The organism is Rhizobium terricola, from assembly GCF_012927355.1.
GTDB classification, from domain to species: domain Bacteria; phylum Pseudomonadota; class Alphaproteobacteria; order Rhizobiales; family Rhizobiaceae; genus Allorhizobium; species Allorhizobium terricola.
The window spans coordinates 72,184-92,659 of sequence record NZ_JABBGK010000008.1 but is presented as its reverse complement, the minus strand read 5'-3'; the positions used below and the strand labels follow the sequence as shown (position 1 = coordinate 92,659).

10 protein-coding genes are annotated in these 20,476 nt (G+C 63.7%); 5 read left to right on the top strand and 5 right to left on the bottom strand.

Annotation, left to right across the window (positions count from 1 at the left end):
* The first annotated feature begins 252 nt into the window (after positions 1 to 252).
* The 5 genes from HHL25_RS21765 to HHL25_RS21745 all read left to right on the top strand — a co-directional run bounded on the left by HHL25_RS21765 (position 253) and on the right by HHL25_RS21745 (position 15,569).
* Entirely contained in the window at positions 253 to 1,023 is a 771-nt protein-coding gene (locus tag HHL25_RS21765; RefSeq protein ID WP_169595339.1) for a glycoside hydrolase family 16 protein, read from the top strand.
* A 315-nt stretch (positions 1,024 to 1,338) separates the two neighbouring features.
* The gene (locus HHL25_RS21760) at positions 1,339 to 3,267 is read left to right on the top strand and encodes an amino acid adenylation domain-containing protein (protein WP_246701933.1); all 1,929 of its coding nucleotides are present in this window, start codon (positions 1,339 to 1,341) and stop codon (positions 3,265 to 3,267) included.
* Positions 3,264 to 11,399, top strand: coding sequence for a non-ribosomal peptide synthetase/type I polyketide synthase (locus tag HHL25_RS21755; RefSeq protein ID WP_169595338.1), 8,136 nt, complete (start codon positions 3,264 to 3,266; stop codon positions 11,397 to 11,399). Before HHL25_RS21760 ends, HHL25_RS21755 begins: the two co-directional genes overlap by 4 nt.
* Positions 11,396 to 13,924, top strand: a complete 2,529-nt coding sequence (locus HHL25_RS21750; protein WP_169595337.1) for a condensation domain-containing protein — start codon at positions 11,396 to 11,398, stop codon at positions 13,922 to 13,924. Before HHL25_RS21755 ends, HHL25_RS21750 begins: the two co-directional genes overlap by 4 nt.
* Position 13,925: 1 nt before the next feature.
* The gene (locus HHL25_RS21745) at positions 13,926 to 15,569 is read left to right on the top strand and encodes a glucosamine inositolphosphorylceramide transferase family protein (RefSeq protein ID WP_169595336.1); all 1,644 of its coding nucleotides are present in this window, start codon (positions 13,926 to 13,928) and stop codon (positions 15,567 to 15,569) included.
* On the opposite strand, the gene HHL25_RS21740 is transcribed toward HHL25_RS21745, so the two are convergent.
* From HHL25_RS21740 to HHL25_RS21720, 5 genes are all read right to left on the bottom strand, one after another.
* Complete coding sequence (locus HHL25_RS21740) at positions 15,566 to 16,291, bottom strand: 4'-phosphopantetheinyl transferase family protein (RefSeq protein ID WP_169595335.1); 726 nt, start codon at positions 16,289 to 16,291, stop codon at positions 15,566 to 15,568. The genes HHL25_RS21745 and HHL25_RS21740 overlap by 4 nt on opposite strands.
* Positions 16,288 to 17,478 (bottom strand): DegT/DnrJ/EryC1/StrS family aminotransferase, encoded by a 1,191-nt coding sequence (locus tag HHL25_RS21735; protein ID WP_169595334.1) that lies wholly within the window; start codon positions 17,476 to 17,478, stop codon positions 16,288 to 16,290. The genes HHL25_RS21740 and HHL25_RS21735 overlap by 4 nt, the downstream gene beginning before the upstream one ends.
* 200 nt (positions 17,479 to 17,678) lie before the next feature.
* Positions 17,679 to 18,755: an ABC transporter ATP-binding protein gene (locus HHL25_RS21730; RefSeq protein ID WP_169595365.1), complete on the bottom strand. Its 1,077-nt coding sequence runs from the start codon at positions 18,753 to 18,755 to the stop codon at positions 17,679 to 17,681.
* Entirely contained in the window at positions 18,749 to 19,549 is an 801-nt protein-coding gene (locus HHL25_RS21725; protein WP_169595333.1) for an ABC transporter permease, read from the bottom strand. The genes HHL25_RS21730 and HHL25_RS21725 overlap by 7 nt, the downstream gene beginning before the upstream one ends.
* Positions 19,549 to 20,424, bottom strand: coding sequence for an ABC transporter permease (locus tag HHL25_RS21720; protein WP_169595332.1), 876 nt, complete (start codon positions 20,422 to 20,424; stop codon positions 19,549 to 19,551). Before HHL25_RS21720 ends, HHL25_RS21725 begins: the two co-directional genes overlap by 1 nt.
* Between the last annotated feature and the right edge of the window lie 52 nt (positions 20,425 to 20,476).

The window sequence follows — 20,476 nt, the reverse complement described above, 5'->3', positions numbered from 1 at the left end:
CAGGCCCCTGACCGTACACCGGCCATTCAACGCATTGCCAATGCTCGGTAAATTATCATGCGACGGGACCGACTGTATTTACGTCTCCAGCTAAGCCTTTTTCGGTAGGGCACGAACCGATTTTGGCGGTAGTTCGCGGGAGGATCCCTACGCTATGCAACGCGGATGATGTTGTACTCCGCCCTCCGACGCTGCCTGTCGTCTTCCCCGCGCCGCATCTCCGGGGTGCGGCTCGCCGTAGCTTTGGGATTGATGCTGGCCCTTGGCGGCGCAGCCACTGCGAATGGCGATGCTCCCGGCGACAGCGGCGATGCCATCGATCCCGATCGGATGCCGCTTGCGTTCTCGGATGAATTCGATGAGCTCAGTGCTTCCGAATGGGGGCCGGGTACGCGGTGGATCGCTCACACGCCCTGGTCGGGAGACTTTGGAGGTGCCCGGTTCGGCGCGCCCGGGCCAAAAGGTCCTTTCCACATCCAGGACGGCGTCCTTCGTATCGAAGCGCGCCGGGATGCGGAGGGAGACTGGCACTCGGGCCTGCTGGCCTCGGTGGATCCGAAGGACAATGGCTTTGCGCAGCAATATGGCTATTTCGAAATGCGGGCGCGTCTGCCGACGGGCCCCGGGCTTTGGCCTGCCTTCTGGCTGATCGGCAAGGACCGCAGCAAGTCGACCGCGGAGATCGATGTCCTCGAATACAACGGGGACAAGCCGGGCGCCTATTCTTCGGTCGTGCATGTCTGGTTCAGGGACGACCGGCATTATGTCAAGGGCACCCGGGTCGAGGCCTTTCGCGATGCAGATCCCGGGGAATTCCATACCTACGGCGTGAAGGTCGATCCCGCCTTCATCCGCATCTACTTCGATCGCAAGCTTGTCTGGAAGACGGAAACCCAGGCGGAACATCGCCAGCCGATGTACATGCTGCTCAATCTTGCCCTGACCGATGGGCCGACCAAGGACGCGGCGCCCAATCCATCCCACATGTTTGTCGACTACGCCCGCGCCTACAGGCTGAACTGACCCAGTCGGGCAGGCCGGCCGGCGCGAATTGCGCATGTGCGGCCTGTGCTCCTTGCGCCGGCTCTTGCAGTCCGGTGATCGCTTGGCCATCCGACACCGCGAAGGGTGAAGTTGGGTCGGCTCCCTGACCAAATGACTTAGGTCAATGATCCCGATCGGTCGCGCGGGTCAGCCCAATGATCAGCTTTTTATTTCTCCCCGTCATGAAATTCTGGCTGCTGAGGAATGGCCGCATTCGAGACCCTGTCGCCTCGAGATGAATGCCGTCTCTCTGATCGATGTGTTTTGCAGACCATCCACGCACGGGAAAAGCCGATGAGTGATTCCAGAGAACAGCGGATGACGGGCACGGGTTCGGTGCCGGAGACGAGCCACGGCGCGCGCATCCGCTATGACAGGGAGCGTAGCGTTCACGACGTCGTTCGGGAACATGCACGTGCCAACCCCTCGGCCACGGCCATCCTGTTCGGTGACCGTTCGATCAGCTACGGCGAACTCGACCGTCTGTCCGATGCACTTGCCGGCTACCTCGTCAGGCAGGGTATCGAGAAGGGCGATGTCGTCGGGCTGCTCGTACCGCGGGCTCTCGATACGGTTGTCGCAAAGCTGGCCATCCTGAAGGCTGGCGGCGCCTACCTGCCGATCGATCCCACTTTCCCGGCCGACCATCTCGCCTATGTGATCGGCGAGTGCGCGCCCAAGGTCGTTTTCGTCGACGGAGCATCCGGCATCAACATGCCGGCGCTGCCGGACGTGGGCAGCCGACTGGTCGATCTGCCCCAACTTCTCGTCCAGCTCGACTTGGACGCATCCGTCGAACTTCCGGTGGTGAGCGGCGGCGACGCAGCCTATGTCATGTACACATCCGGTTCGACCGGCCGGCCGAAGGGTGTTGCCATTCCACACAGGGGCATCACCCGCCTGGTGCTCGACCAGAACTACATCGATTTCGACCGGAGCGACGTCGTACTGCACACGGCGACGATCTCGTTCGATGCGGCCACCTTCGAAATATGGGGCGCGCTGGTCAACGGTGCGCTTCTCGTCGGCATGCCGCGCGGGAGTTTCTCTTTGACGGACCTCTGCGACGTCATGCGCGACAACGGCGTGACGGTCGCGCTCCTCACGACGGGGCTCTTCAACCTCTTCTGCGACCATGCGAGCGCCGGCCTGCCTTCCCTGCGCCATGCGCTGTTCGGCGGGGAGGCAGGTTCGGCCGGCCACGTGCGCCGTTTCCAGGCTGCCTATCCCGGCTGCCGGCTGACGAATGCGTACGGCCCGACGGAATGCACCGTCATCGCCACGGCCTTCACCGTGCCGCAAGGGTTCCAGGAGCCGGAATTGCCGATCGGAAAGGCCATTTCCAACACCGGGGTCATGGTTGTCGACGACGCGATGAAGCCTCTGCCTCCCGGCGTCGAGGGGCAACTGGCGCTTGCCGGGGACGGGGTGGCGATCGGCTACATCAACCGGCCGGACCTGACGGCCGAAAAGTTCGTTTCGGTCGAGACGGCCGACGGTCCCATGCGCTGCTATCTCACCGGTGATCTCGCGACGATCGGCGAGGACGGAACGCTGTTCTTCAAGGGGCGTCGGGACCGGCAGATCAAGATCAATGGCAAGCGCATCGAACTCGACGAGATCGAAGCGGCGCTGCGCCGCGACCCCCGGCTGCTCGATGCGCTCGTGACGTGCCACGATCAGGGGCCGTCGATCAAACGCATCGTCGCCTATCTCCGGCCGCGCAACGAGGCCGACATCGACAATGCCGGCTTCGTGCCCGCGGTCATGGAAAAACTGCGCAGCGCGTTGCCGGCCTACATGATCCCGAGCGCTGCATTGGTCCTTCGTGAGTTTCCGCTCACCAAGGCAGGCAAGGTGGATCGGGCGAAGTTGCCGCTTCCGGCCGTCGAGGACGTCAAGACCGAAGCGCCGGAAAGCCAGAACGAGGAAATCCTCACGCGACTGTGGCAGAACGCACTCGGCGCCGCCGACATCCCCCTCGACCGCAACTTCTTCGATCTCGGCGGGACCTCGCTCCAGCTTCTGCGCGTCCATGCCGGGCTCGAGGCCGAGCTCGGGCGAAACGTGGACGTGTTCGCCCTTTTCAAACATCCGACCATTCGTGAGCTGGCGCAGTTTCTCGACGGACGGCAGCTGCAGGCCGAGAGGTCCATGACGCTCGCCCAACGCGCCGCCTTGCAGAGAAGAACCGTCTCCCAGTTCCGCAGGAGCTCCCCATGAGAGAGAACGAGATTGACGCCATTGCGCCCGGTGGTGTTGCGATCGTCGGCATGTCGGGCAGATTTCCAGGCGCTCCGACCGTCGAGGCGCTCTGGCGGCTGATCGAGGCGGGCGAAACGTCGTTCTCGACATTTGCTCCGGATGAGATCGAGGACGCTTTCACCGACGAGGAGAGGGCAGGCGCGGACTATGTGGCGTCGCGCCCCTTCCTTGATGAAGTCGAGCAGTTCGACGCCGACTTCTTCGGCATGTATCCGCGCGAGGCGGCTGTCACCGATCCGCAGCATCGTGTGTTCCTCGAGGTCTGCTGGGAGGCCCTGGAAAGCGCCGGCTACGATCCCTACCGCAATGCGGGGCTGGTCGGCGTCTTCGCCGGCTGCTCGATGCCGACCTACCTGCTCAACAACGTGCTGGGCGATCGGGCGAAGGTCGAGGAGTTCACCTCGAACTACCAGATCGGCTGCTTCAACCAGATCGTCGGGTCAGTGGCCGATGCGCTCGCAACGCGGGTCGCCTACAAGTTCAATCTGAGGGGACCGGCCTTCACGCTCCAGTCGGCCTGCTCGACATCGCTGCTTGCCGTTTCCCAGGCGTGCCAGAACCTCCTGACCTACAGCTGCGACATGGCTCTGGCCGGCGGCGTTTCGATCACCCTTCCGCAGAAGCGCGGCTACATCTACCAGGAAGGCGGTATGGTCTCGCGGGACGGGATCTGCCGTCCCTTCGACGTCGATGCCAGCGGCACCGTCTTTGCGAGCGGGGCCGGCGTGGTGCTGCTCAAGCGGCTCGAGGATGCGCTCGAGGACGGCGACCGGATCTACGCGGTCATTCGCGGATATGGCATCAACAACGACGGTTCCGACAAGATCGGGTTCACCGCACCGAGTGCCGAAGGCCAGTCCGAGGTCATCGCGGCAGCGCTTGCCCATGCAGGGTTCGATCCATCCACCATCGGCTATGTGGAATGCCACGGAACGGCAACCCCGCTTGGCGACCCGATCGAGTTTGCCGGACTGAAGGGGGCATTTTCCGGCATGTCCGAAACGGCTGGCCGGTGCGCGCTCGGTTCGGTCAAGGGTAACGTCGGGCACATGGATGCGGCGGCGGGCGTATCAGGTCTGATCAAGGCGGCGCTCTCGATCTATAACCGCAAGATCCCGGCGATGCCCAACTACAAGGCTCCCAACCCGAGGATCGATCTCGATCGGAGCCCATTCTACATTCCGCAGAGCACGACGACCTGGCCCGACGCGATGGCGCCGCGGCGGGCCGGGGTGAGTTCCTTTGGGGTCGGCGGCACCAATATCCACGTGGTGCTGGAGGAAGCTCCGGTACGTCCGCGAGCCGTCATCGACGATGGTCAAGGACCGTACATACTCCCGCTTTCGGCGCGTTCCGACGACGCGCTGGCAGCCATGCGCGCAAACCTTGCCGCTTATCTCGAAGCAAATCCTGGCTTGCCGCTGTCGCAGGTCGCCCGCACGCTGCAGACCGGCCGCCATCACTTCAAGCATCGCAGCGCGATCGCGGTAAATTCCGAGGCAGCGGCGATCGAGCAGTTGCGAGCCGAAAAGGTGTTGACGGCGGTTGCCGAGGACGTCCGTCCTCCGGTCGTCTTCATGTTCCCGGGGCAGGGCGCCCAGTATGTCGGCATGGGCGCCGGGCTCTACAACCGCGAGCCGGAATTCACCCGCTGGATCGATCGGGGCGCCGAAGTCCTCAAGATGAGTTCCAGCGTCGATATCCGCGACTACATCTGCCACACCGGGCCGGTGACGGAGGCGATGGCCGAGGAGCAACGCGAGACCCGGATCGCGCAGCCGTGCCTCTATCTCGTCGAGCACGCGATGGCGCGGCTGTGGATGAGCCGCGGCCTGAAACCGGACGCGATGATCGGCCACAGCGTCGGCGAGTTCGTGGCCGCAACGCTTGCCAATGCTATCTCCTTCGAGGACGCGCTGACCCTCGTCGCAGCCCGCGGACGGCTGATGCACAAGCAGCCGGCGGGTGCGATGATCTCCGTGCGGGCAGCGCCGGAGGAGCTTGAGGCCCATTTGTCCGGTATGGCGGAAATCGCCGCGATCAACGCGCCGAAGCTCAGCGTGGTTTCCGGTCCGTTCGACGATATCGATGCGGTTTGCGCGGCACTCGAAAAGGCGGGGATCGCGTTTAGCCGACTGCACACATCCCATGCGTTTCATTCGGCGATGATGGACCCGTGCATCGACGACTTGCGGGAGCTGGCGGCCAAGGTCACCTATGGCAAGGCGACCATTCCCTACATCTCTTGCGTGACGGGTGACTGGCAGAACGACCAGCTCGGCCGGTCGCCCGATTACTGGGCGCGGCACTGCCGGGAACCAGTGAGGTTCTCGGACGGTCTCACTACCTTGTGCCGGGACCGGAAACCGGTTCTCGTCGAGGTCGGCCCGGGCCGCACGCTTTCGGTCTTCGCATCACAGACGATCAGCCGCAATGGTGTTGCCAGCATCGTGCAGTCGATGCCGGAACATGATCGCGCCTATGCCGCCGCGGCATCGCTGGCGGAGGCCCATGGGCGGCTCTGGATGGTCGGCCGCGAGCTCAACTGGCCCGAGCTTCCGGCGGGGGGCGAGCGTGCGCTGCCCCTGCCCACCTATCCGTTCCAGCGACAACGCCACTGGATCGACGCGCCACCCTCGGCGCGACGCATGGCGCTGATGGGGACGGCACCGATCCAGGTGCTTCAACAACCTTCCCAAGGCGAGACCGAAACCAAGAGTGAGATGAGTACCATGAACGCCATCAGTCCTTCTCCCGTCGCAAGCCGCATCCCCGAACTGGAGACGTCACTCCTGACGCTGCTCGGTGACATGTCCGGAGAACCGCTGGATCCGGGAAGCAAGGCCGAGAGCTTCCTGGAACTCGGCTTCGATTCCCTGTTCATCGGGCAGTTCGCCCAGAAGATCGAGAAACAGTACGGCATCAAGATCTCGTTTCGCGAGCTCCTGAGCAACATTCCGTCGATCGTTGCGCTGGCGCAGTATCTGGACAAGGCCATGCCTGCCGAGACCAGGACTGTGGAAGCCGCGCCGCCCCTCATGCCGGCGCCGGCCGCCGTCGCCGCGCCTGTGCCTGTCACGATGCCGGCCGCTATTGCCGCTCCTGTCACGGCATCCCCTGCCATTGCAACCATCGCGCCGCCGATGATGCCCGTTGCACGCGGCGCAACCAGCCTCGATGCGAGCCTGGAGGCCGTTTTGCAGTCGCAGCTCAGTCTGGCCCAGACGCTGTTTGCGCAGCAATTCCAGGTTCTCCAGGCGGCAAGCACGGCAAGCGTGGTGATGGCTCCTTCCCCCGTCCGGGTCGATGTGCCGGTCGTCCGCGAGGCTGCTGCCGTTCAGACCGCGCCGGCCACCTCGTCCGTCGCTCCGCCGGCTGCGACCGCGGCAGCGCCCGAGGAGCAAGGCGAAATCGGGACGGATCGCATCCGCCTCTACAAGCCTGGTGCCAGGAGCGCTGGACCGGAACTGACGCCGGAAAAGCAGAAGTTCGTTGCCGATCTGATCACCGCCTACGTCGCTCGAAACAGAAAGTCGAAGGAGTTCACCGAGAAGAACAGGCGTCGGCTCGCCGATCCCCGTACGGCTTCGGGCTTCCGCGCCGACTGGAAGGAGATGATCTTCCCGATCGTGTCCGACCGTTCCAAGGGATCGCGCATCTGGGACATCGACGGCCACGAATACATCGACCTGGTGAACGGCTTCGGCCAGACGGCTTTCGGCCATGCGCCGGACTTCCTGGTCGAGGCCATGAAAGAGCAGATGGATGCGGGCTTCGCCATCGGGCCGCAGACGCCGCTTGCCGGCGAGGTCGCCGAGCTGATCTGCGCCATGACCGGGCACGAGCGGGTTACCTTCTGCAACACCGGTTCGGAAGCCGTGATGGCGGCGATGCGGGTGGCGCGCGCCGTCACCGGCCGCGACCGGATCGTCATGTTCGCCAACGACTATCACGGCCAGTTCGACGAAGTTCTGATCAAGGGGCGCAACCGGTCCAACAATCCCGTGGCATTGCCGATCGCGGCCGGCATTCCCAATGCCTCTGTGTCGAACATGATCGTCCTGCGCTATGGCGAGCCGGAAAGCCTCGACTGGATCAGGGCCAATGCCGGGGACATCGCGGCGGTCATCATCGAGCCGGTGCAGAGCCGCCATCCGGAACTCCGGCCGCAGGATTTCGTCCGCAGCCTTCGGGATATTGCAACGCAGTCCGAGTTCGCCCTCGTCTTCGATGAGGTTGTGACCGGTTTCCGGGTCGATCCGGGCGGCATGCAGGCCGTCTGGGGCATCCGGGGCGACATGGCCACCTATGGCAAGGTCATCGGCGGCGGCATGCCGATCGGCATTCTTACCGGCAGCAGCCGTTTCCTCGACGCCCTCGACGGCGGCCACTGGAACTATGGCGACGATTCCGTTCCTATGGTCGCGCCGACCTTCTTCGCCGGTACCTTCGTGCGCCATCCTGTCGTTCTCTCCGCCGTCCGGGCGGTGCTGCAGCACATCAAGGGCGAGGGGGCCGCACTCTACAGCCGGGTCGCGGCCCGCACCGAGGCGCTGGTCGAGGAGATCAATGCTGACCTCGGCAAGCGTGGCATCGCGCCGGTCGTCAACGGTTACAAGAGCTGGTTCGTCGTCGATTTCGGCAACCAGGATCCGCTCGGCGGCCTGTTCTATCCGCACCTCAGGATGAACGGCATCCACATCCAGGACGGCTATCCCTGCTTCCTGACGACGGCGCATAGTGAGGAGGACTTCCGCTCGATCGCCAAGGCGTTCCGCGACGGCATCGACGCCCTTCAGTCGGTCGGCATCATGGCCGGCAAGGGGACGATCGCGGCGAAGGCCCTGACGTCCTCGTCGCCCGCCGTCATCGTTTCATCGGTCGTTCGACCCGAGACGGCGCCGCTCACGGAGGCGCAATCGGAAATCTGGCTGGCGGCGCAGGCGGGCGATGAAGCATCCTGCTCCTTCAACGAGTCCTTCACGCTGATGCTGGACGGCACGCTCGACCAGTCCGCCTTCATCGAGGCAGCGAAGAGCGTCGTTTCCCGCCACGACGCGCTGCATATCCGGTTCGATCGGACCGGCGCGCGGTTCAGCTTCATTCCCGATTTCAGCCTTGATGTGGAGGTGATCGACCTCTCGGCGGAGGCGGATACGGACGCTGCCCTGCGCGATCTGATCGACGACGAGGCTCATAGCCCCTTCGATCTGGTCAACGGTCCGCTGGCCCGCGCCCGGCTGGTTCGCCTGGCGTCGGAGCGGCATGCCTTCATCTTCAGCGCGCACCATATCGTCTGCGACGGCTGGTCGATGAACGTGCTGGTCGAAGAGCTGTCGGCGGCCTATTCCGGCCTTGTGCACGGTGATCGCCCGCAGTTCGAACCGGCCCTGTCGTTTGCGACCTACGCGACCGAACTGGCGCCGAAAGCAGACGTCGACGGGGCGACGGCAAAGTTCTGGCTCGACCAGTTCAAGGATATTCCCGACTTGCCGGAAATGCCGTTCGACCGGCCCTATCCGGAACGGCGTACTTTTGCAGGCGGAACCTGCACCGGTCATGTCGGACCGGAAATCTACAAGGAGCTGAAGAAGCGCGGGGCAAAGGCGGGAGCGACGCTGTTTTCCACGCTGCTCGCGGCATTGCAGGTGATGGTCGCCAAGATGTCGGGGCAATCCGATCTGGTGATCGCCGTGCCGTCGGCCGGCCAGAGCCTGCTCGATGACCGGATCCTGGTCGGCCACTGCGTCAATCTCCTGCCGCTCAGGCAGACGGTCGAAGCGGCCTCTTCCTTCGAGGCCCATCTCAAGGACACGCAGCAACTGGTGCTCAAGGCTTTCGAACATCAGGATTACACCTACGGAACCCTGGTCAAGACGCTCGGCATCAAGCGCGATCCCCGCCGTCTGCCGCTGACCGGCATCCAGTTCAACCTGGAGCGCGTTGCGGCCGGTGCGGAGTTTGACGGGCTCTCCGCGAAGCTCGAGCCCAATCCCAAGGCATTTTCGAACTTTGACATGTTCCTGAACATGATCGAGGGCCGCGACGGCATCCGCATCGATGTCGACTACAATGCCGATGTCCTCGATCGGGAAACCGTCGAGCGCTGGATCGGGCATTATGTCTCGCTGGTCACCGCGCTGGCAAAGGGCATGGAGAGCCCGATTGCTGACCTCTCCCTGCTTTCGGAGGCTGAGACCGGACTGTTGGTCCGCAGCGTCAACCAGACCGACACGGACTACGAGCGGGACCAGTTCGCCTTTTCGCTCTTCTCGCGTCGCGCCGCCGAGCAACCGGATGCTGTCGCCGCCGTCCATCGCGGTGAAACCATCACCTATGGCGAACTGGAAGCGAGCTCCAACCAGCTTGCGCGCCATATCCGGTCGACCATTCCGCAAGGGGGGCAGCGTATCGCTCTTTTGGTCGATCGCTCTCTTGGCATGCTTGTGGCCCTCCTCGGCATTATGAAGTCGGGCCATGCCTATGTCCCGCTGGATCCGTCCCACCCGGATCCGCGGCTGCGTCAGACGCTTGAAACGGCCCGTCCCGTCGCAATGATCTGCGACAGCGAAGCCGGTGCGGCGTTGGCAGGAGAGGGCGTCACTGTCATTCGCCTGGACACGGAAAAGGAAGCGCTCGGCCGCCTGCCGACCGAGGCGCCGGACACGCTGCCCACCGACACCGCATCCACCGCCTATGTCATCTTCACTTCTGGCTCGACAGGCACGCCGAAGGGGGTAGCCGTTTCCCATCGCGCGCTCACCAACTTCCTGGTGTCGATGGCGCACGAGCCGGGCTTCACCCGCGACGATACACTCGTCGCCGTGACGACGATCTCGTTCGATATCGCGGGGCTGGAGCTTTACCTGCCGCTCGTCACCGGCGGCAAGGTCGTCGTCGCGGACCGGACGCAGGTCCAGGACGGCTTTGCTCTGGTCCGGCTCATCGATGAATGTGGTGCTACCGTCCTGCAGGCGACGCCGACCTTGTGGCAGATGCTCGTGGAGGCCGGCGTCGGCAAATCCGCGACGTTGAAGAAGCTGTGCGGCGGCGAGCCGCTGCCGAAGGACCTCGCCCGGACGTTGGCCCGGATGGATGGCGAGCTCTGGAACATGTACGGGCCGACCGAAACCACGATCTGGTCTTCCGTCCAGCGGATCCTCGACAATGACGAACCGATCACGATCGGCCATCCGATCGCCAACACGCAGCTGTTCATTCTCGATACCCACGGCCGGATCGCGCCGGTGGGCGTTACGGGAGAGCTGTGCATCGGGGGCGACGGCCTGGCGGAAGGCTATTTCGAACGGCCGGACCTGACCGACGCAGCCTTCGTGAAGCGTGATATTGACGGCAGCGGTCCTCGTCGGCTCTATCGGACGGGCGATGTCGGCCGGCGTCTTGTCGACGGTTCCCTGCAGCTGCTCGGCCGCCGCGACAACCAGATCAAGCTGCGCGGCTTCCGCATCGAGCTCGGCGACATCGAGTCCGTCGTCGCTGCGGTGAAGGGCGTGCGCCAGTGCGCGGTGGTCGGGGTCCGCAATACCAAGGGCGACGTTTCGCTGGTCTGCTATTACGTCGCCGATCCCGACGGTCCCGCACCCGACAGCGCGACGCTGGCCGCCCATGCGCGGGTGAACCTGCCCGCCTACATGGTGCCGGCCGTCTGGGTACTGGAAACAGAACTGCCGCAGACCGCGAACGGAAAGCTCGACCGGAAGGCATTGACCAACCGCGAGGTCCGTCCTCAGGAGGTGGTCGCCGTCGTCAAGGTCAAGCCGCGTACGCCGATGGAAGAGAAGCTCTGGACGATCTGGAAAGGCGTCCTGGACAACGACAACATCGGCGTCGAGGACAATCTCTACGCGCTCGGTGCGGATTCTCTCACCATCTTCCGGATCGCTGCCCGAATGCTGGATGCCGGCCTGCCGCTGGAGGCGAAACACCTGCTTCGCCATCCGTCCATCGCGGAGCTCGCAGCCTATGCCGATGAGCAGAAGGATCAGGAGCTTCCCACCGTCGCTCACCAGATCCCGTCTCTCAAGGATTTCAGGAACGGCGCGCGCCGCCGGATCGAGAGTGTGTCATGAGTCAGATCGACGTCAGTACGGGTGCCACAAGCGTTTCTCCGGAGCTTGTCGGCGAGTTTCCCTGCACGCAGACGCAGTTGCGTTGCTGGGTGCTCGATCAGCTGAAGCCGGGCAATCCGGCCCTCAACGTGGCGGTGCGCTGGGAAATCCGCGGTGCCTTCAAGGCCTCGACGATCGAGGCGGCCTTCCGCAAGATCATCCAGCGCCACGAGATCCTCAGGACGCGTTTCGTCGAGAAGGAAGGCCAGCCGTTCCAGCAGGTCGTCGACGCCGTCGACTTCAAGATGTCTGTCATCGATCTGAGAACGGTGCCGTCTGCGCAGCGTGAAAAGCTGATCATGTCCATCGGCGAGGAAACGGCCTCTGCACCGTTCGACCTTGGGCAGGCCGGGCTTTTCCGGGTGGCACTGCTGATGGTCGAGAACGATCGGGCCTTCCTGCTGATCACGGCGCATCAGAGCTGCTTCGACGGCTGGTCGATCCGCGTTCTCGGACGCGAACTCGGCGAGATCGCGGCAGCGATCGATGCGGGGCGGCAGCCCGTCCTGCCCGAGCTTCCCCTGCAATACGGCGACTTTGCTCTCTGGCAGGAGGAGTATCTGGCAAGCTACGGCGCAGAGGCGGAGAAGACCTTCTGGCGGGAACAGCTGGTCGGCGCACCGTATTTCGAGGTTCCGACAGACCATCCGCGCCAGGCGATCAAGACCAACAACGGCAACATCCTGTCCGTCGTCAAACCGCTCGAATTCAACGAGCGGATCGAACGGGCTGCACGCGAACAGCGGGTTTCTCTCTATAGCTACGGCGCGGCTATCATCAGCGCCATGCTCCACCGTTTCACCGGAGCCGGCGACATCCTCTTCGGCACGCAGATTGCCGGGCGGGACCATTCCGACCTGGAAGACCTGATCGGCGTCTTCATCAACAATCTGGTGCTGCGTTTCAAGGTGACGCCGGATGTTTCCTTCGCGCAGCATGTGGGCAGCACGAACGAAGTGGTCACTGCGGCACTCAACCACCAGCGCATGCCGTTCAACCGGCTTGTCGAGATGGTCAACCCGGTTCGCGATCCGTCGCGCAACCCGTTGATCTCGGTGAATTTCAACCTTCAGAAGGCGTTTCTCGAAGATCGGCGCTATGGCGATTTCGAGTTGATAAGCGCTCCGTCGCAGTCGCCCGGGGTCATCTATGATCTCAGCTTCATCATGATCGGTCGCCCGTCCGGCTGGCGCATGTCGATCGAGTACAACACCGACCTCTTCGATCGCAGCACGATCGAGGGGCTCCTCCAACTCTGGCAGGACGCCTATGAACTTGCGCTCGGCGATGGGGAGGCGCATCTTTCGTCGCTCGCCGTTCCCGATCGCGGGATTTCCACCGCGGCAGGCTCTTCGACCGTTCCGGTCGTCGACCTCTTGCAGGCGCGCGCATCCCGGCCTGATGCCGGAACGGAAGGGGCCACGGGCCCTTCGCGGGCGGAGCGCGTGTCCGCACTGGCAAGCCTCTGGGCCGAAGTGCTGAATGTCCGGACCGTTGAACCGGACGGCGATTTCTTTGCGCTGGGTGGCCATTCGCTGCTGGCGCTGCGCATGCTGGCCGCCGCGCGGGAGCGCTTCGGCGTGAAGGCCGATCTGGCGCTGCTGTTCAAGGAGCCGACGTTCCGGGATTTTGCGCAGGCACTTTTCGGAGACGGGCCGGAAGAAGAACAGGCGGCGCCAGCGAAAAGGCCCTGGGACATGACCGTCTACAAGACCGGGAGCGGGCCTTTCTCCGTCTACACGCTCAACCATCCTTTCCTCTACTATCGGCTGGCGAACGAACTGGACGACCGGATTTCGATCTTCAACGTCAACATGTTCAAGGCGTCCGAAGACCAGACCGGTGAGAGCATGACGCTCGAGGCGATTGCGGCTCAGGCGATCGAGGCGATGGAGGTCGATAAACGGCTGGGTCCGATCGCGATCGTCGGTCTTTGCGTGAACGGCGTGCTGGCGATCGAGGTCGCCCGCCAGCTGCGCGCGGCAGGCGTGGACGTGGCGTTTTCCGCCATCATCGACAGCTGGGCTCCCGGCTATGTTCGGTCTCTGCCCAGGAGCCGGCAGCGCTGGTGGAATGCGGAGAGGCGGATCAAGCGCATCGGCTATTTCAGCCGAAAGCTCCTTTCGGGACGCATCAAACCCGTTGTGTTTCTCAAGGAGTTCAACCTGACGCTCGCGCTGATGCAGAAGCTCGGTATCGCCGCGGCAAAACCGTCCACCGAGGAGACCGCCAACGCCGCCGTGACCGAGCTGCTCGTCAAGGCCGCCAGAAACTATCGTCCCGGCAAGGGCGGCGCGACCTTGCTGTTCCGCAGCCAGGCCAACCATCCGCGCGCCGGCAAGCTGCGTTTCGGATGGGGAGACAGCGCGGGCGAAGATGCCTGCGTGATCGATCTCGAGGGTTGGCATGAGGATTCGCTGACGGTGGACGGCATTCGCAAGCTTGCGGCTTCCGTGGAAGGGCGGCTCCTTAGGGAGCCGGTCTGACATGCTGACGGTTCCTGCACCGGATACGAGACCTGTTCCGGGCGGAGCCTTCCGGCCTCTGCGGATCGGCGTCCTTGCCTCGAAGAAAAGGGGCTTCGACAACTGGCAGCTCCGTGTCTTCGATCGGATCGTCTCCGATCCGCGCTTTGAGCTGGCCGGTTTCCTCATGGCGACCTCTGAGAAGTCAGAGAAGGCTTCTCAGTCTCCTCTGCTGAGCCTCGCTTCCCGGCTGGAGCGCGCAGCGCTTGCCCGGCAGCCAGCCTTCATCCCGACTCACTTCGATCCGGATCGCCAGCGTTTCGAAGACGTCGACATCGGCGCCGAGGGTGAGGCGGGAAGACGCCTCGTGCAGTCGGTCGAGGAAATGGATTTCGACCTGGTCATCTCGCTCCTGCCCGATGGCCTGCCGGACGCAGCCGTGCGTCTCCTGCCGCTCGGCGAATGGCACCTGTCCTTCACCGCTGAGACCTCCGGTGCCGCGGATTGGTACGGCTATGCCAGCGTCATCGGCGCGCGACCGTCCACGCCGCTGCGGCTTGAGGTGCGGCGGGGCGATCCTCTCCGGACGGTCTGCCTTGCCGCATCATCCTTCAACACGAAGTTCAGCGCCGTGCGAAATGCCGATTTCGTCAAGGAACGGGCCGTCACGCTGCTGATGCGCGAACTCGGGAGAAGTCTCGACGAGCGCGGACGAGAGTTGCCCGCTGAAACCAATGCGGAAGTGGCCCCGGAGCCCCTGCCGCGCGATCGTGATCTGCTTGCCTATGGCCTTCAGCTCTCCAGCGCGCTGATCGGGCGAGCGGGGAAGGCGTTGAAATCCAGGATGGGCGGTGGGTCCGCAGTCTGGACGCTTTATACGGGGCGGGGGACGATTGACGATTTCGATCCGCGGCAGGCGGTCGAAATCGCTCCGGACGACGACGAGATCCGTGCCGATCCCTTCCTGCTCGAACATGAGGGGGAGTGTTATCTCTTCTATGAGGCCTATGCGCAGGGGCAGCATCGGGCTCATATCGCCGTCAGCCGTTTCGTCGGTGACCGACTGGAGCGTCTCGGCATCGCGCTCCAGAGCGAACACCACTTGTCCTATCCCTTCGTGTTCCGGCATGACGGAGACCTCTTCATGATGCCGGAGACGAACCAGGCCCGGCGCATCGAGGTCTGGCGCTGCGTCGAGTTTCCGCTCAAGTGGGAGCTCTATTCGACGGCTCTCGAAGGCCAGTCTGCTGCCGACAGCACCTTGACCCAGATCGACGGCAAGTGGTGGCTCTTCACCAATCTCTCCGACTTTCACGCCTATGAAGACCACTGCAGCGAGCTTCATGTTTTCGAGGTCGACGGTCCGGCTCTCAAGCGGATCGTTCCGCATCGGCGCAATCCCGTGGTCATCGACAGCACGCTCGCCCGCAATGCCGGACGGATGTTCGAACGAAACGGCAGGCTTTACCGACCGTCGCAGCGCAACGAATATGGCGTCTATGGCTATGGTCTGAACATCATGGAAATCGACCAGCTCGATCTCGACAACTACCGGGAACGATGCGTCCGCACGGTCGTCCCGGATTTCAAGCCCGGTCTCTACGGCTGTCATCACTTCGATGCTGCCGGCGGACGCTATATCATCGACGCGCGACGGGATCGCTAGGGATTGCCGGGGCAATAGCGTAGCGCGACCGAAGCACCCTCGGTCATGGCTGCAACGGCGCCGAAGAAGCCCCGAGGCACCCTGAGGTCGAGCAAGCTCCAGTCGCCGGCCAGCCCGACCGTATCGTCGAGACGCTCGATCCGAAGACCCTCGGTGCCGACGAGGGGGACGTCGAAGCAATTCAGCGCCAGCGACAGGCCTGCGCCATGGGCCTTCACGAATGCCTCCTTGCGGGTCCAGCAACGGTAGAAGGCCGGCTGTTGCTGTTGAAGCGGAAGCGACCTCAGCCGGATACATTCGTTCGGTGAAAAGAAATGCCCGGCCACGTCTTCCGCGATCGGTTTCTCCGCCTCGATGTCGATGCCGAGGGGGAAACGATCGGAGACGGCGAGCACCGCGATGTCTTCGCTGTGGCTGAGGTTGAAATGAAGATCGGACCCGTCTTCTTCGGCAAGGCAGGGCTTGCCGAACTCGTTGTAGGCGAAGACGAGTTCTTCCGGATGCCTGTCGAGATAGGTGGCGAGCACGATGCGCAATGTCGATCGGCCGACGATGTAGCGTTCGGCATCGCGTGTTCTCGCAAAACGCGTGGCCCGTGCCCTCTCGTCCGGAGAAAGGAGTGCCGCCGGGTCCGGTATGCCGGATGGCGACCTGTTGAGAGACCAGCTCCAGACATCGATCAGTGCCGGCGATGCTCCGGATCGATCGAAGGTCGTCGTCATGGAACCCCGGGCGTCGTGACGAGGCTCTGCAGGTCGTCGCTGCGCTGGCCGGTCATCTTTTTCGCCATGTAGCGTATCAGAGGCAGCGGATAGTTCTCGCCGAGCCCGATACGGCAGGTCCGTTTCAGGATGTCGAGCGAGCGTGCGCAGGCATTCGGCGAGTAATCGATCTTGCGATCTGCCCAGGCATAGGGGTTCATCTTCGGGTGGACGGCCCTCTGCTCGAGGATCGGCTGCCAGAAGGTGTAGACGTGGCGGCTTGAATCATGAAGGCGGTAGACGCCGCGCCGGTTGCGCGCGGCGAAGGCCTTGGCCTCACTTTCCGTATCGAAGATCACGTGCAGGCCGGCGGCGTTGGCGGGATCATTGTGCGGACCGACCCGCAGGTCGCTGTCGCTCATCAGGATCTCCGCCATCGCGTCGTATCGGCACCGCATGCGCCGGACCATCGGGTCCAGCTTCTTCAACTGGACATTGAGCATCGCGCCCTGAATCTGGCTTGCCTTCAGGTTGATCCCGGGAATGAGCGGTTCGTTGGCATTGTCGAGATGGCCGCGAAACACCGATCCGATGTCGTGGTACATGCGTGCACGGGCAAAGAGGTGGTCGTCGTTGGTGACGATCGCCCCGCCTTCGCCGATGCTGATGTTCTTGAACTGATTGAAGCTGAAAGCGCCGATGTCGCCGATGGTGCCGGCGCGACGGCCCTTGTAGGTCAGGCCGACGGCCTGGCAGGCGTCCTCGATCACCAGCAGGCCGTGTTCCCGGGCAATGCGCATGATGCTGTCCATGTCACAGACCATGTTGGCCATGTGAACCGGGATGATCGCCCGCGTGTTTGGCGTGATCTTGCGTAGGATGTCCTGGGGGTCAATGGTCAGCGTCTGGTCGATCTCCACGAGCACCGGCACGGCACCGACGGCGAGGGGTGCGGCGGCGGTCGCGATCCAGGTATAGGCAGGAACCAGGACCTCGTCGCCCGGCCCGATGCCGGCGGCCACAAGTGCGGCGATCAGGGCCCCCGTTCCGCTGCTGACGGTCAGGGTGTGCCGAACATCGAAGGCAGCGGAGAAATCCCGTTCGAAGCGCGTCAGCGGCCCGCCATCCTCGTTGCCGTAGCGCGACAGCTTGCCCGATGCGATCACCGGTGCAATCGCCAGCCATTCCCGCAAGCCAACCCGTGCCATCACGCTTCTCCGTTCGAGCGGTCCCCGCCTCCCGGAAGCGGTGGATCAACGCCGAGGGTAGTCCTTCGCGCACGCGGTTACAAAATCCACATCCGGCTTAGGTCGCCGGGTGGCTCGTCTTTTCCACCCCTGCGGAATGGGTAGGTCTCGCGACGTTTCTACCCAAATCGGACAGGTCCGGCGCTCGCCCGACTCGGGGCTCAGAGGAAGACGTGGGCGGCGTCCGGCTCGAAGGTCAGCCAGACATCGGCGCCACGCGGAAGACCGGCAATCGCGTGATGGCCGAAGGGCAGGCGAACCGAAAGGGCCGCACCGTCCGGGGTTCGCGCCGCGACGTTCACATGGGTGCCGAGGAAGGTGATGTCCTCCACGGTCGCCGACAGCGCCCGCTCCTGCCTCTCGGTCGAGAGCGAAAGACGCTCGGGTCTCAGCATCAGCAGCCCGTCGGTCTTGGCGCCTGCCTTGCCGTGCAGGGGAACGTCAGGAACGGTGAGGTTGCCATCGAGCGCGATCAGGGCGCGGCCGTCGCGCTGCTCGACGATGCGGCAGGGCAGGAAGTCGCTGTCCCCGATGAATTCGGCGACGAAGCGGGTTGCGGGATCCGAATAGAGCTGTTCGCCGGTGCCGATCTGGTCGATCACCCCGTGGGAGAAGACGGCGATGCGGTCCGAGAGGCGAAGGGCCTCCTCCTGGTCGTGCGTGACGTAGAGGATCGTCACTTCGGTCTGCTGGTGGATGCGGCGGATCTCGTGCTGGATCTCCTCGCGCAGCTTCTTGTCGAGTGCGGAGAGCGGTTCGTCCATCAGGAGAACCGGCGGATCATAGGCAAGCGCGCGGGCGAGCGCGACGCGCTGCTGCTGGCCACCGGACATGGCGGCCGGCTTGCGATCCTCGAAACCTTCGAGCCGCACCAGCGACAGCATCTGGCGGACGCGTTCGGTGATCGCCGCCTTCGACCAGCCGCGCACCTTGAGCGGAAAGGCGATGTTGTCGCCGACGGAGAGATGGGGGAACAGCGTGTAGCGCTGGAAGACCATGCCGATATTGCGCTGATGCGACGGCGTGTCGAGGATGGTCCTGCCGTTCAGGAGGATGTCGCCGAGTGTCGGTTGCTCGAAGCCGGCGAGAATGTAGAGTGTCGTGCTCTTGCCCGAGCCGGACGGCCCGAGAAAAGTCATGAACTCCCCGTGGTCGACCGTGAGGTTGACGTCATGGACCGCAACCACCGGACCGTATTGCTTGCGGATGCCGCGGATTTCCAGGAAGGGCGTCATGATTTCAGTCCTTTCTTCACCGCGGCTGCGACAAGCATCAGCACGATGGTGACGACGATGAGGAGGGTCGAGGCGGCGGCGATCACGGGGGTCAGATCCTGGCGGAGCGTGGCCCAGATCTTCACCGGTAGGGTCTGCAGCGTCGGGCTCGACATGAAGATGGCCAGCACGACCTCGTCCCAGGAGGTGAGGAAGGAGAAGATGGCCGCCGAGAAAAGCCCGTGGCTGATGCAGGGCAGGGTGATGGTGATCCTGGCCCTCAGCGGAGAGGCGCCGCAGAGGACGGCTGCGTCCTCGATCGACTTGTCGAAGCCTTCGAGCGCGCCTGTGAGAGCAAGGATCGAAAAGGGAAGGGCGACCACGAGATGGGAGATGACGAAGCCGATGGTCGTTCCGTTGAGGCCAAGGCGCAGGAAGAAGGCGTAAAGGGCGACCGCCAGAACGACGACAGGCAGGATCATCGGCGTCATGAAGAGCGCGCGCAATGCGACACGCCCGACGAAGCGCCCGCGGACCAGGCCGAACGAGGCAACGAGGCCGATCAGAACCGACAGGATCGTGACCATGACGGCGATGCGGAAACTGGTCCAGGCCGCTTCGAGCCAGCGCGGGTCGGCGAGCAGGTCGCCGTACCACTTCAGCGTCCACGACGGCGGCGGAAAGATCAGCCATTGCGAGGAGCCGAAGGAGAGGGCGGCGATGAACAGGATGGGGAGCAGCAGGAAGAGGGAGGTCGCCGCGGTGATTGCGAGCAGCGCCCATTTCCATGCCCCGAGGCTGTTGAAGTTGAGGAGCATCAGTGTTTCTCCTGTCCTGCGACGCCGAACAGCTTCAGCTGGAGCGCATAGAGGCTCAAGGTGACGACGAGAAGCACGAGGGCTGCGGCCCCGCCCATGCCCCAGTTGACCAGCGACTGGACGAACTGCGCGATCAGTTCGGCGAGCATCATGTTGGCCGTTCCGCCGAGCAGCGAGGGCGTCACGAAATAGCCGAGCGACATGACGAAGACCATCAGCGCACCGGAGAGCATTCCGGGCGCCGCTAGCGGCAACAGGATGCGAAACAGCGACTGGGTCTTCGTCGCCCCGCAGAGGGCGGCGGCCTGCAGGATGGCCGGGTCGATCTTGCGGATCACGCCGTAGAGCGGAATGATGATGAAGGGCAGCATGATGTAGGTCATGCCGATCGTGACGCCGACGAGGTTGTTCACCATCACCAGCGGCTGGTCGATGATGCCCATTCCCATCAGCGTCTTGTTGATGACGCCGGTGCGCTGGAGCAGGACCATCCACGCATAGGTGCGGGCGAGGAGGTTGGTCCACATCGACAGCAGCACGATCGCAAAGACGATGTTGGCATGCCGTTTCGGCATGATCGCGAGCGCCCAGGCGACTGGGAAGCCGATGACGAGCGAGATCGCCGTGACAAGCGCCGATACGAAGAAGGTGTTGAAGAAGATCTTCAGATAGGTGGAGCTGCCGAGCAGGTCGGCATAGTTCTGCAGGCCGAAGGTCGGTTCGGTGACGCTGCGCGTCAACAGGGCCAGGACCGGAAGAACGAAGAACACCAGCACCAGCACGAAGGCCGGCAGTGTCGGCGCCAACCCGCGCGGGGCGCGACGGGAGCGGCCCGGCGCTTGCCTGCCTTCTGCAGATTCGGCGAAAGAAACCATTGCACCACCTCACGCAATTTTCTGTTCGCTCGGCTTCGGCCTTTCAAACATC